The organism is Antrihabitans stalactiti, assembly GCF_012932915.1.
In the GTDB taxonomy this organism is placed as follows: Bacteria; Actinomycetota; Actinomycetes; order Mycobacteriales; family Mycobacteriaceae; genus Antrihabitans; species Antrihabitans stalactiti.
Genome location: NZ_VCQU01000006.1, coordinates 1 through 13,209 on the forward strand (window position 1 = coordinate 1; position 13,209 = coordinate 13,209).

A 13,209-nucleotide genomic window follows, 5' to 3' on the forward strand; every position below is an offset into this window, starting at 1 on the left:
ACCGATCTGGGCATGAACTGATCCAAGCCCGGTCTCAGGTGCCATCACCTACGCATCCAACAACCTGTCCCACATGTGGGTAGACATCAGATGTCCCACATGTGTCGAGACTGGACAGAGTCTCTGGACTCCTAAAAGACTCACGAGGGGGTGCGGACTTACGCGGGTTAGGACTCGGAGTGCCGACCGCTCTGGATGGCGAATTCGTCGGCAACCATTGCCGCGAGCTCGAGGAAGGCGCGCTTGGTCGGCTTGCCGACCAGTTCGAGGTCGATCTCAGCGCCCTCGGCGAGATGGTCGTCGTACGGCACGACCTGAACGGCCCGGGTGCGGTCGAGGAAAAGCCTGCGCAACTGGTCGATGTCGACCGACGATGCACCTTTCCGGGAGGCGTTCACCACGACGACCGTGCGCTCGACGAGATTGCCGTGACCGTGATGCTCGAGCCAATCCAACGTGGCCGACGCGCTGCGGGCGCCGTCGATCGCGGGTGAGGTGACCAGGACCAGCGAGCTGGCCATGTCGAGGACGCCGCTCATCGCGGAATGCATCAGTCCTGTGCCGCAGTCGGTCAGGATGATGTTGTAGTACGACTGCAGGACCCCGATGGCCGAGCGGTAATCCGCTTCGCTGAACGCTTCCGACACTGCCGGATCTTGCTCGCTGGCAAGGACTTCCAGTCGGCTCGGCGCCTGAGACGTGTGCGCTCGGACGTCGCTGTAGCGGTGGATGTTCGGGTCGTCGAGGAGGTTGCGTACGGTCGAGCGAGTCTGCTTCGGGACGCGGTGGGCGAGCGTGCCCAGGTCCGGGTTGGCGTCGATGGCGACGACGCGATCGCCGCGGAGCGACGCGAACGTCGAGCCGAGCCCGACCGTCGTCGTTGTCTTGCCGACGCCGCCTTTCAGCGACAGGATCGCGATGCGGTAATCGCCGCGGACCGGCTGATTCACGCGGTCGACGAGCTCGCGGTACGCAATATCTGCGTGCGACTCACCGGGGTTGATGTTGCCGCCGGACGCCTTGTGCAGAGCCAGTCGCCATCCGCTGCGCGGTGGCCGCTTCGCTCGTCTGAGCAAGCTCAGATCGTTGACCGATTGCGGCGGCTGCTGTTGGTGCTGCTGCGGGGCGCCCTGCCATTGGCCTTGGTATTGCGGCTGTTGCTGCGGTGGGGGTGCCCACCCGTAGACGGGACCGTTGGGCGGAATATCGGGCGGCGCTTGGTAGCGGGCCGCGACCTGGTCCTCGTGGACCGGCACCCGACGGACCGTTCCATCCGATGCGATCTCCGACTTCTCACGCGAGTAGTGGTCGTTGTCGTAGCCGTCCGGCTGCTGCGGTGTGTAGCTCGACGGAGGGAACGAGCCCTGCGCAACCGCCCATGGGTTCGCGGCCTGTGGTTCCGACCGGGGGGCCTCTTGGGGCACCTGCTGATGCTGCGGCTCGACGTTGTCCGGTCGTCGCCCGACCTGATGCGCTCGCGCAGGAGCCGCGGGTTCCTCGGATTGCTGCGGCTGCAGCCATGGTGGCGTGGCGGGACTGTATTCGTTGTTCACGGCTTTCCCCCCAGGACATTCACGGACGTTTCACTGCGCGCTAGCGGCAATCACGCTAGCATCTTCGCCTCGTTCGTCGCGCTCTCGAAGTGACCGCGCAACGCGGTCGCAACCATCTGGCTAACCAGCGTCGATGTGCCGGAAACGACCTATGAAAGCACGAATGTGATCGTCGTCCACGCCCCGACGTGCACACGGTCGCCGCTGCGCAACGGCGTCGCTACATTGGGAGGTAGGAGGTCGTCACTCGCGTTGAGGCTGGTGCCGTTCGTCGACCCTACGTCGGTCAGCTCCAGTCCGTCCCCGACGATCCGCACGACCGCATGAACTCGGGAAACGCCCGCGTCGGCAGGCGGCACGCTCAGGTCGATCACGGGCGTCACCCCCTGCGAGCGACTGTGCTTGCCGATGAGGAATTCCTCACCTTGCAAGGTGATTCGGCGCTGTGGGAAGTAACTGGGGAAAGCAACGGTATCGGCGTCCGGGCCCTCACGTGCCTGCACTCGGTCGTAGTAGGCGCGATCGGCGTCGATCACCGCAGTCCATTGCACAGTGCTCGCCGACGGACCGCTCGGCGGTGCAGGCAACGCAGAATCATGACCGCAGTCTTCGCAGAATCGACCGACGACTGGGGCGCCGCAAGCTGGACACTCCTTCGCTGCGGTCGGGGCTGGAACGACCGCGGTCGGCTCGGCGACCGGCGTGCTGACCGGCCGGGCAGACATCGGGGTGCCGCACACATCGCAGTAGTCCGTTGCGGCCGAAATGTGGCCTTCCACACAGGTCACCATTACGACTCCTTCGGTTGTGACCGCACTCGCGCCGTCTTGGTCGATCGTGCATCGAGTGCCATCTCGTCTGCGGCCGCAACCTGCCGTCGCAGCCTCACCGTGCCGGTGCGCTCGTCGACCTCGACGACCTTTGCGAGAAGCTTCGCGGTGCCTTCGTTGCCCGACTCCTCGGCGAGTTGCATCGCCCGGCGCAGTTTCGCGGTCGCGGTGTCGTCGTCACCGCTCTTGCGTGCTGCCAAACCCTCTTGGACGACCTGCGCAAGTTCGGCCTGGCCCGTGTAGTGCGCGACGCGGCGACTGATTTTCGCCGACAACTCGGTATCCGCGGTCCACACCGCTTTGATCAGTCCCTCGCCGACCACCTCGTCGCCTGCGACCACGCTGACCCGGGCAGCGAGCTTCTCGCGGCCCGCCGCGGCAGGTTCGACCTCGATCTGAATGTGATAGTCACGATCCTCGGTACCCCAGGCACCGAGCGGGTAGTCGCCGCGCTGAGTTCCGGATTCCGTGCGCCGGGCGGTGAGATCCTCGACCGTCGGCGCGACTTGCTTGACGAAATGAATGCGAGCGCCGACCGGCGTCCAGAGCCGTAGCGTCAAGTCGGGGATCGTCTTGGTCATAGCGACCCGCATCATCGACGCGAAGTCGGCGGCCAGTCCGGCTGGATCGGCGACGATGTCGACCGTGCCGAGCAGCGCGGATGCGATCGGGCGCAGTTCGTCCACGCGCCAGTCGGTACCGACGCCGCGGCAATCGCAGGAGAACTTGCCGGTGGCGAGTTGGATCTGTCGAGCCAGTGCCTCCGGCGTTTCGTGTTCGTTCTTGCCGTCGGTCAGCAGGATCGCATGGGCGAGGGCACCGGGGTGGCGCTCGACGAGCCGACGAGTCAGCTCCAGCCAAGTCCCCATGGCGGTGCCGCCTTTGGGGCGCAGACCGTCGACAGCTCGCAGCGCCTCCGCCTTCGTTGCCCGCGACGCCCGGACCGGGCTGCCACCGATCGGGAAGACCAAGCGCGCCACTTCCGTGCCCGCGATGATGGCGAAGAACGTTCCGTCGGTCAGTTCGTCGATGGCGGCGGCGGTGGCGCGTTTTGCTCCCTCGAACTTTGCGAACGGCGCTTGCATGGAACCGGAGCAGTCGATGGCGATCACCTCGATCCGGTCCGGCGTCGGACCGGCTGGGACCGCGTTCTCGCCACCGTCGATCGTCACGATGGCGTCGACGGTGCCGGTTCCTTCGGCGAGGTAGAAGTTCTGATCGACAGCGACTGAAAAACCTTGCTGCTGTGGGGAACTCATGCTGCCTCCGTATCTTTCGGTGGGATCGGCACGACCGCGACGGTGATGTTGTCTCTGCCGCCCGATGCGAGAGCGAATTCGACGAGAGTCCTTGCGGCAGTGTTCGCGTCGCCGACGGTCGCGATCGTGGCCAAGTCGGCGGCGTTGGGTAGGTAGTTCCACAGGCCGTCGCTACAGACGAGCACCACCCCCGGACCCGAGGTACTGAAGGATTTGACTGCGAAGCTCGGCAACGGCTCCGCACCGGCGTCGGCACCCAGCCATCGGGTGATCATGTGTGCGCGCGGATCGGCCATAGCGGCCTTTTCGTCCGCAACCCCGGCGGTGATCAGTTCCTGCGCCCACGAATCGTCGACCGTCAGCTGCTGTGACGGTTCTGCCGCTCCCTCGGCTGCCAGCCAGTACACGCGGCTGTCGCCGACGTTGCCGACCGTGACGTCGGTGCGGCCACCGCGGGTTGCCAGCGCTGCTGCAGTGAAGGTGCACGACGGCGCGTGTTCCTGATCGGGTGTCGCCACGGCGGTCGCCGCCTCGCCTGCCGCGGCTATCGCTGCGACCATCGCCTCTTCGGCATCTCGCCCGTCCGATAGCCAGGAGAGCAGCGTTTCGACGCCGGCACGTGCGGCTGCTCCGGACGCCGCCTGCGGGTTGTCGGTTGTCGAGACGCCGTCGCAGACGACGATCGCGATTGCCGCAGGTGGCCCGCCTTCCCCGTCGCCGTCCAAGAATCCCGCGGCCCCCGAGTCCTCGTTGCGCGGATGGACAAGGCCGCGGTCTGTGATGAGGGCAATCGGCCCGAGTTCGCGTTCGTCGCGATCGGTCGCGCCACGCAAATGACCGCACACGACGCAGTAGTCGTCGGAGTCGAACGATTCCCCGCCGCATTCTGCGCAGCTCGCACTCACCGGACCGAGCTGCGGAACCAGGACCTGGTGCACCGCCAGTTCCGCGCCGCAGTTTTCACAGAACCGGTCGCTCGTGTGCGCCGGCGTGCCGCACTGCACGCACGCGCGGGCGGTCACAACGTCGTCCGGGGGCGCATGGCGTTGGCACGGTCGACGAGGGTGAAGCGTTCCCAATAGTCCGGCGTTTCGCGCGCGAGGTCGCGGTAGCACCGTTCGATTCCGGTCCGCACTCCTGCTTCGGTCAGGTCGACTCCCAGCAGCCGAATGCCCTGCCTGTTCCTGCCGCCGGAGTGCAGCCACGCGAGCGCTGCGTCGAACACCTTCAACCGAATGGTTGCCCGTCGCCGCGTCGACTCCACGTTGAGTGCCTCGACGCGCGAGCCGGCTTCGCGCAGCAGGTCCTCGTTCAGTTGTTCAGGAGCCAAACCGTCCAGCTGTGTTTCGACGCCGGCGATCTGCGCTTCTGTGAACAGCGATGATGCGGACGGCACCTCGTCCAGGACCTGCGTCGCTCCGGCACGGTCGCCCGCTGCGGACCGTTGCCTGGCCAGACCGAACGCCGTGCTCACGAACGACCGATCGGTCCGCCACACCGCTTCGTAGTACTCGGTTGCCGTTGCTGCGTCGCCCCGAAGTTCGGCGACCGCGCCCAGCGCCATTTTCGGCGCAAGCTCGCCGGGCAGCGCGGTCAGGACGCCGTCGAATTCCTGCTGGGCCTGGTCGAATGCTCCGTTGAGCAGGTCCGCTTGCCCGCGGTACCACGCGATCCGCCAGTCGCCGGGAATGATCTGTTCGAGCCCGTCCAGGCGTGACCGTGCCTCGGCGTGATCGCCCGTTTCCAGCGCCGCCCGCACCAGGCGCAGGGGAATCTCGATCGATTCGACTTTGCCCATCGCGGTCGTGGCGCCACTCGCGGTTTCGAGGGCGTGCTCCAAGTGGGCCGGTTTCGTGCCGCTGGTGGTGGCCAGCAATGCCGCGCCACTGTCGGTGGGATCGACGAGCGGAACTGGGAGCGCGGCGATCACGTGCGCCGGGTCGATGCTCGCCTCAGCACCGGACCCGACGCCGAAGGCCGCACGCTGCGGACTGAAGTACGCGGACATCCCCGGCCGCGGCGTTCCGTCGTTGCGAGCCAAGATCTCCCGCAGGACGCCGGTGAGCTGGTCGGCCATTTCTTCGGTCGATGCAAAACGCGCACTCGGATCGGCGTTGGTCGCACGAAGGATGGCGCGGAACAGCGACGGATGTGTCGCGAACACGGGCACGGATTCGGGGCCGGGGAGTTGCTCGACGAAGTGACCGCGCTCTTGCGGGACTGCGGTCACGAGAACTGCGAGAGTGCGCCCCACCGTGTAGATCTCGGTGGCGACAGTGGGCCCGGTCTCTGCGATCTCGGGCGCTTGATAGCCGATCGTGCCGTAGATCGCGCTGTCCTCGTCGTCCATCGACACAACCGCGCCGAGGTCGATCAGCTTGAGTTGCTCGTCGGTTTGCATCACGTTGTCGGGCTTGAAATCGCAGTACGCGACGCCAAGGGTGTGCAAATAGCCCAGCGCAGGCAACATTTCGACGATGTAGGCCACAGCCTGCTCGGGCGGCAGGTACTCACCGGTCTCCTGGGTGTGGCGCTTGAGAATCTGCTTGAGCGAAGTACCGCCGACGTACTCCATCACGATGTAGCCGACCGCCACTCCGTCGGAACCCTTGTGCTCGACGAAGTTGTGGATCTTCACGATGCTGGGATGCTCGACCTCGGCAAGGAAGCGTCGCTCGGCGACCGCTGCTGCCATCGCATCGGCGTCGCCGGAGTTCAGCAGGCCTTTCAGTACCACCCAGCGGTTGTTGACGTTGCGATCGACGGCGAGGTAGATCCAGCCGAGACCGCCGTGCGCCAAGCAACCGCGCACCTCGTATTGGCCGCCGACGACATCGCCCGTAACAAGCTTCGGGGTGAACGAGAACTTGGTCCGGCAGTTGGCGCAGAAGCCCTCGCTCCGTCCCGGCCGACCGTCCCGCCCACGACCGACCGGGTTACCGCAGCTGCTGCAAAACCGTTTGTTCTCCGCCACTTGCGGATCGACCATCATCGCGGTGGTGGGGTCGACTCGCGGTGCGCGAGGGACATCGACCATCCCCGCACCCAGGTGGCCACGCGAACTCGATCTGGTCGACTTCGACCGGTTGGTTCGGACCGAACGCGACGAGGTGCGGGCCGTCGTCGAGTTGGCAGCCGTTGCCGTCGAGCGCGTCGACGCCTGGGCAGGTGCCGCCTGCGGTGCAGTTCCGCACACTTCGCAGTAGCCGTCGACGACAGTTCCGCCGCAGCCGGGTTCGGCGCAGGTCATCGTGGCCTCCTCATCGATTCTCTTCTCGCGCTGTAGCTTTCGCCGCGATGATGTCTCGCTGTGCGGTGATCGCGCGGGTCGCGGCCTGCAGATCGCATGGGCGACGGGCGAGCAAATCGGCGGCCGTACGGTCTGCGGCGAGGACATCACGGTCTTCGCCCACGCCGAGTCGTGCCGCCTTGGCTTGATATGCCGAATGGCGGCCACGAAGCTCGGCGTGCCGGTCCAGCAGGCCTTGCGCCAGATCTTCGTCGGCGGCCGCTTGGGTCAGTTCGGTCTCGACAGCCTCGCGCAAGCTCTTGATAGCCGCGACGCGTGCCTTCGGATTACCTCGTAACGCAGCAACTTCCGTCAGTCGTGAACGGAGCGATTCGGTGCGATCCGACGGAATCGGCAAGGGGGCGGTCACGATGGATCTGGCGACCTTGTCGCGCGCCTGCGCACCTCGCAACCGCGACTCGGCGATCTCGTTGACCTCGCTGCCGAGCTCGGCGATGGTGCTCGCCCAATGCGCGAGAACCTTTGCAATGCCGTCGAATTCGCTGCATACCCGGCCGACGCGGTCGGCGATGGTGGTGATCGCGGCCTCGACGCTCGGAACCGTCAGCGACAGCGGATCGTTCGCGGACGTATCGAGCAGGTTCGCGATGTCGCGGCTGACCGCCCGCAGCTCGGATGGCGCCGTCGAGCCGTCGGGGTCGACGGACAATGCCGCCGCGATCTTGTCGAGCCGCTTCTGCAACGGGGCAAGCTGGGAGAGCACGAACGAGTTGATCTCGTCGACTGCGCTGACCAATTCGGTGACCGCGGGATACGCGACCTTCATCCGTTCGACGATGTCGGCGATGCCGATGTGCAGAACGGTTTCGGTCGGCCCCATCAGCGACCGTTGCGCCAGCGGAACTGCGGTGCGCTCCAGCTCGAGTGGGCGGTCGCGGAGCAAATGGGTGAGCTCCACGCGGTCCGCGTCGTTCGGTTTCGACCGCCGAGCCCGTACGGTCCGTGCTGATTCGAGGATCGACTTCATTCGTCCGTAGTCATCCCACATCAGAGCCAATGACGCGGCGCAGGGCGCCCATTTCTTCGCCGTGTTTCCGGTCGGCGGATACAGCCGCAAATGGGCGAGCCCCGGGTGTTGATCGAGTTCGACGAGCGAGGCGATGATCCGCTCGAGTTCGGCATTGCGAGCGGACAAGTCGCTGTCGATCTCGATCGACGTCAGGATCGGGTGCACGGTCGTCAATCCTGATATCGCGGAATCGGCGGGCCGGGCGACGGGCCGAGGCTGCCGAGCCTCGCGTTGTAGATCCGGTCCCAAGTGCCGTCGGAACGCATGCGCTCGAGGACGCCGTTCACGAAACGGATTAGGTCTGTCCGCTCCTTCGGGACCCCGACAGCAAAGTTGTCGGTACCGAGCGATTCGCCGACGACGGCAAGGTTCGGATCCTGTGCAGCCAGCCCGAGCAAGATCGGAGTGTCGGTGCTGATCGCGTCGACCTGGCCTTGCTGCAGGAGGACGAGACAGTCGGTGTAGTTCGTCGCGCCGGTGACTTTCGGTGGCTGCGGCAGGCTCAGCAACACCGGTACGACCGTTGTGCCGACGACGACGCAGACCCGCTTGCCTGCAAGGTCCTTCGTCGACGAGATGCCCGACGACTTCGCCGCGAGTACGCGACGGTCGGTGCTGAAATACACCGCCGAGAAGCCGACTCGCTGCCGACGATCACAGGTGGCAGAGAACGTACGGACCACCATGTCGACCTTGCCGTCTTTCAGCGCGGTCTCACGATCGGCGGCGGACAGCGAGAGGAAGTCGATCTTGTCCGGGTCGCCGAGCAGGTCACGGGCCATTTCGCGGGCGAGGTCGATGTCGAAGCCTTCGAGCTGCCCGGTCACGGGGTTCCGGAAGCCGAACAGGTAGGTGTTCTGGTCGACCCCGACTCGCAGCCGGCCGCGGTTGGCGATCTCGGCCATCGTCGATCCCGCAGGCATGGCGCCAGGCGCGGGATTTCGGCCCGGCCGGAGACTGACGTCGGTGTCGCACGTGGAGTCGTCGAGAGTCGTTGGCACCGACGTGATCTCCTGTGCACCCACCGGAGTCGGATTGACCGGACCCACCGGTGGCAGTTCGGACGTCGACGACTCGCAACCGGTGACGACGAGCGCGGCCACGAGCAGCGCGAGCCATCCTGCGCGCCTCGTCATAAGAACTCCTTCAACCGCGGCCACAGCCCGGCAACGACCGCGACGGCAGCAACACCCAGCAACACGAGTATGGCTGTGGGACTCAATGCGAGCCTGCTCCCGGCAGCGTCGACCCGATCGCGCAACTCGGTCCGTGCGTGCGCGATTTCGCCCTGAATCGAGGAGTCCAGCTTGCCGAACTGCGCGGTCGAACCTTCTGGTTCGGCTCCGATCGCCTGCCGCACGGCACCGGCGTAATCGGCTTTGAGATACGCCTCGAGTTGCTTGGCATGCCCAGAGGTCCAGGTGTCGAAGCCATCGGCCGACGCTCCTGCTGCAGCCAACTGCTCGCGCAGCTTGCTGATGTGATCGGCGAACGACTTCTCGATCGGGCCGACGTCGCCCCGGGTGATGAGTTCGAGCGTTTCGTCGGTCCGCGCTTGCTGCGCCAGAATTCTGGCTTGGGCAAGATGGTCGAATTTCGTCGAGCCATCGGTCCGGCTGGCGTCGATGCTGTTGCTCGCCAAAGACATTGCGATGGTGATCCACAGCAGGGCGATCACCGTCGCGATCGCCGCGAGGACCAGCCCGGTGTTGTATCTGCGATTGGTGCGCGTGAACAACAGAAACGACGTTGCCGCCAACGCGACGAGCACGAGGAGTAGCAGAACGATCGTGCTCCACGGATTGGCGGCGATATCGGCTTGGCTGCGAGTGAGGTCCGCAAACTTTGCCGAGTAGAGCTTTTCGGCATTCGGTAGCAACGAGGTCTGCATGAGGGCAGACGCTTCGCGCAGGTATGCGGCGCCGACCGGGAAGCCCTGCCGATTGTTCGCCCTCGCGGATTCGATCAAGCCGGTGTAGGCCGGTAGCCCAGCGGCGATCTGTGCGACCGCGTTACGGGTCTCGTCGTCGCCGGAGCCTGAGGTGGCCGCCGCCAAGGCGGTGGCAGCGTCGGCCAGTGCCTGCTGATACTTGGACCTGACCTGGGGCGACTCGATGCCACCGGACAGAAACGCTGCTGCCGCCGTCGCGTCCGCGGTCGAGAGCGCGGCGTAGAGATTCTGCGCCGCGAATGCGAGCGGTTCGGTGGTGTCGAGAACGTGGGTGCGTTCGGCCTTCTTGTTGTTCAGCTGCGCGGACCCGACTATTCCGGTCACGACACACGCAATGACGAGGATGATGCCGACCCCGCCGATCATGCCCGGGGTGGTGGCCGCGAAACGCCGTAACCAGGCCACTGCGCGGTGCCGGCCCGTCCTCGTTTGCGATCGCGTCACTGTCCCCCTCCCCGAGTGGTCGGTCGTTCAGCCGCGATAGTAATGCGCTAACCCTCGTGAGTCTTTTCGGAGTCCAGGGACTCCGAAAAGACTCACGAGCAGTTCAGCTGGCGCGATTGACCGCCGAAACAACAGCGCGCAGGGAGGCGGTCGTGATCGAGGTTGCGATGCCCACGCCCCAGATCACCTTTTCGCCGATCGCACACTCGACGTAGGCCGCCGCTTGCGAGTCGACGCCGGACGTCATTGCGTGCTCGGAATAGTCGAGCACGCGCACGTCGATTCCGACGGTGGAGAGCGCGTCGACGAAGGCCGAGAGCGGTCCGTCGCCGGAGCCGGCGATCTCGTGCTCTTTGCCATCGATCTTCACGGTGGCCACGATCGAATCGGTCCCGCCGTCGACCTCGGCAGCCTTCACCTGCTGACGAATACGTTCCAGCGGCAGAATCGGGTGCAGGTACTCGTTGGCGAAGACGTCCCACATCGCCTTCGAACTGACCTCGCCGCCCTCACCCTCGGTGATCTGCTGAATGGCGCGCGAGAACTCGATCTGCAGGCGACGCGGCAGCGCCAGGCCATGATCGGCTTTCATGAGGTAGGCGACGCCACCCTTGCCGGACTGCGAGTTCACGCGAATGACGGCCTCGTAGGTGCGGCCGACGTCCTTCGGATCGATCGGCAGATACGGCACCTGCCAGAGCAGATCGGCGACATCGCTGTCTGCCGCGTCTGCGTCGAACTTCATCGCGTCCAGGCCCTTGTTGATCGCATCCTGGTGGCTGCCCGAGAAGGCGGTGTAAACGAGGTCGCCACCGTAGGGATGCCGTTCCGGGACGGGGAGCTGGTTGCAGTACTCGACGGTCCGGCGGATCTCGTCGATGTTGCTGAAGTCGATCTGCGGGTCGACCCCGCGGGAGAACAGATTCAGCCCCAGCGTCACCAGGCATACGTTGCCGGTGCGCTCGCCGTTGCCGAACAGGCAGCCCTCGATGCGGTCTGCGCCGGCTTGGTAGCCCAGTTCGGCTGCCGCAACAGCGGTTCCGCGGTCGTTGTGGGGATGCAGCGACAGCACGACCGAGTCGCGACGGGCCAGATTGCGGCTCATCCACTCGATCGAGTCGGCGTAGCTGTTCGGCGTCGTCATCTCGACCGTCGCGGGCAGGTTGATGATCATCGGGACCGCGGGAGTCGGGGCGATGATCGCGGTGACCGCGTCGCAGACGTCCTTGGCGTAGTCGAGTTCGGTGCCCGTGTAGGACTCGGGCGAGTACTCGTAACGCCATTCTGTGTCCGGGTACTTCGCGGCCTCTTCGAGGCACTTCACCGCGGCGTCGGTGGCGATCTTCTTCACGACCTCGCGGTCGGCGCGGAAGACGACGCGGCGCTGCAGGATCGACGTCGAGTTGTAGAAATGCACGATGACCTTGGGTGCGCCTGCGCAGGCGACGAAGGTCCGCTCGATCAGCTCAGGGCGACACTGGGTGAGTACCTGGATGGTGACGTCGTCGGGAATCGCGTTCTCTTCGATGATTTCGCGAACGAAGTCGAAGTCGGTCTGGCTCGCGGACGGGAACCCGACCTCGATTTCCTTGTAGCCCATCCGGACCAGCAGGTCGAACATGCGGCGCTTGCGCGCGGGGCTCATCGGGTCGATCAGCGCTTGGTTGCCGTCGCGAAGATCGACAGCGCACCACATCGGTGCGCGATCGATGATCTTGTCTGGCCAGGTCCGGTCGGGAAGACCGACCGGCTCGACTTCTTCGGCAAACGGTCGATAGCGATAGGTGGGCATCGACGAGTTGCGCTGGGTGTTCCACGCAGGCTGATCGGCAGGCGCGGGCCGGGTCGGCGCGGTGATCGTGCGCGAACCGGAAGTGAAAGCATCGGCGGGTGACATTGTTTCTCCGTGATGTCGGGCGGACGGGTCGGTCCTCAGAACAGGATATCGACCGGCGCGACAAGACCCCGCGACGGGAAGCCGGTCTGGTCAGACCCCGCCGCGGCGACCGAGGAGAAGCGCCCGCTGCATAGCTGAAAAGTCTACATGCTTGCCGAGGCCGCCCAAATGGATATTGAGACTCGCTTGAGTGAACGGCTGTACACTGGCTAGGTGACCACGAGGCAGGAAGTATTAGCCGCCGCGCGGGTGCGGCTCGACGGACGCGACCCGGCGGGCGTCGGGCTGCGCGAAATCGCTCGGGCGCTGGACATGTCGTCGACCTCGATCTATCGGTACTTCGATTCGATGCACGACCTGCGGACCGCGCTGGGAATGCAACAGCCCAAGCCTGAAGTCCCCGCCGGGTTCACCGACCAGTTCGTCGAGCGAGCCATGAGCCCCGACCGCATTCATTCCGTCATCGCGGATCTGCTCGGTACCTCGCTGGTCATCGGTCCGCTGGCGGTAGGGCCCGGTAAGCGTGGTCGAGCGGTCGCCCGCGGCGTCGTCGGGGATATCGCGACGACTCGTGCGGCAAGGGGATTGGCGGCGAAGATTCCGGTCGGTCTCGTCATCGATATCGAGGTCGGCCGGTTTCAGAAGCGAATCTGCGCGAAAGTCGTGGTCCCGATCGGGATCAGCGCGCGTGTGAAAGACGATCTCACCTTGGTCATCGACGTTGCGAGGCCACATCCGCGAGCAATTTCGGTCGACGTCGACGCGCTCGGTCTGTCGGCTGTCGTCGTCCGCAAGGTCGGCAAAGTCGACGACCTCGTTCGCGCCAACACCCTCGCGCACATCGACGCCGTGCTCGCCAGTCCCGAAGGTAAGGCGGCGACGACCATCGATATCGGCCAGATGATCGACGACGCGTGGGCGGCAGGTGTCGTGTTCGAGCGCCGCGCAATGTAGGT

General features: G+C 65.5%; 10 protein-coding genes. 1 reads left to right on the forward strand and 9 read right to left on the reverse strand.

The window, feature by feature from the left end:
- Window positions 1–167 precede the first annotated feature (167 nt).
- From FGL95_RS17405 to leuA, 9 genes are all read right to left on the reverse strand, one after another.
- On the reverse strand, window positions 168–1,553 hold the full coding sequence (locus tag FGL95_RS17405) for a nucleotide-binding protein (protein ID WP_169589145.1): 1,386 nt from the start codon (window positions 1,551–1,553) through the stop codon (window positions 168–170).
- 149 nt (window positions 1,554–1,702) lie between these two features.
- The gene (locus FGL95_RS17410) at window positions 1,703–2,344 is read right to left on the reverse strand and encodes an FHA domain-containing protein (protein ID WP_169589147.1); all 642 of its coding nucleotides are present in this window, start codon (window positions 2,342–2,344) and stop codon (window positions 1,703–1,705) included.
- Window positions 2,344–3,642 (reverse strand): vWA domain-containing protein, encoded by a 1,299-nt coding sequence (locus tag FGL95_RS17415; protein ID WP_169589149.1) that lies wholly within the window; start codon window positions 3,640–3,642, stop codon window positions 2,344–2,346. The genes FGL95_RS17410 and FGL95_RS17415 overlap by 1 nt, the downstream gene beginning before the upstream one ends.
- Window positions 3,639–4,664, reverse strand: coding sequence for a double zinc ribbon domain-containing protein (locus tag FGL95_RS17420; RefSeq protein WP_420838058.1), 1,026 nt, complete (start codon window positions 4,662–4,664; stop codon window positions 3,639–3,641). Before FGL95_RS17420 ends, FGL95_RS17415 begins: the two co-directional genes overlap by 4 nt.
- Entirely contained in the window at window positions 4,661–6,892 is a 2,232-nt protein-coding gene (locus tag FGL95_RS17425; protein WP_169589151.1) for a serine/threonine-protein kinase, read from the reverse strand. The genes FGL95_RS17420 and FGL95_RS17425 overlap by 4 nt, the downstream gene beginning before the upstream one ends.
- 10 nt (window positions 6,893–6,902) lie before the next feature.
- Window positions 6,903–8,126, reverse strand: a complete 1,224-nt coding sequence (locus tag FGL95_RS17430) for a hypothetical protein (RefSeq protein ID WP_169589153.1) — start codon at window positions 8,124–8,126, stop codon at window positions 6,903–6,905.
- 5 nt (window positions 8,127–8,131) lie between these two features.
- On the reverse strand, window positions 8,132–9,097 hold the full coding sequence (locus FGL95_RS17435) for a glutamate ABC transporter substrate-binding protein (RefSeq protein ID WP_169589155.1): 966 nt from the start codon (window positions 9,095–9,097) through the stop codon (window positions 8,132–8,134).
- Entirely contained in the window at window positions 9,094–10,356 is a 1,263-nt protein-coding gene (locus FGL95_RS17440; protein WP_338079905.1) for a hypothetical protein, read from the reverse strand. The genes FGL95_RS17435 and FGL95_RS17440 overlap by 4 nt, the downstream gene beginning before the upstream one ends.
- Before the next feature lie 103 nt (window positions 10,357–10,459).
- A complete protein-coding gene (gene leuA / locus FGL95_RS17445) occupies window positions 10,460–12,253 on the reverse strand; it encodes a 2-isopropylmalate synthase (protein WP_169589157.1) in 1,794 nt (597 codons plus the stop codon).
- A gap of 213 nt (window positions 12,254–12,466) precedes the next feature.
- On the opposite strand from leuA, the gene FGL95_RS17450 reads away from it, so the two are divergent.
- Entirely contained in the window at window positions 12,467–13,207 is a 741-nt protein-coding gene (locus tag FGL95_RS17450; protein WP_169589159.1) for a TetR family transcriptional regulator, read from the forward strand.
- Window positions 13,208–13,209: the final 2 nt, after the last annotated feature.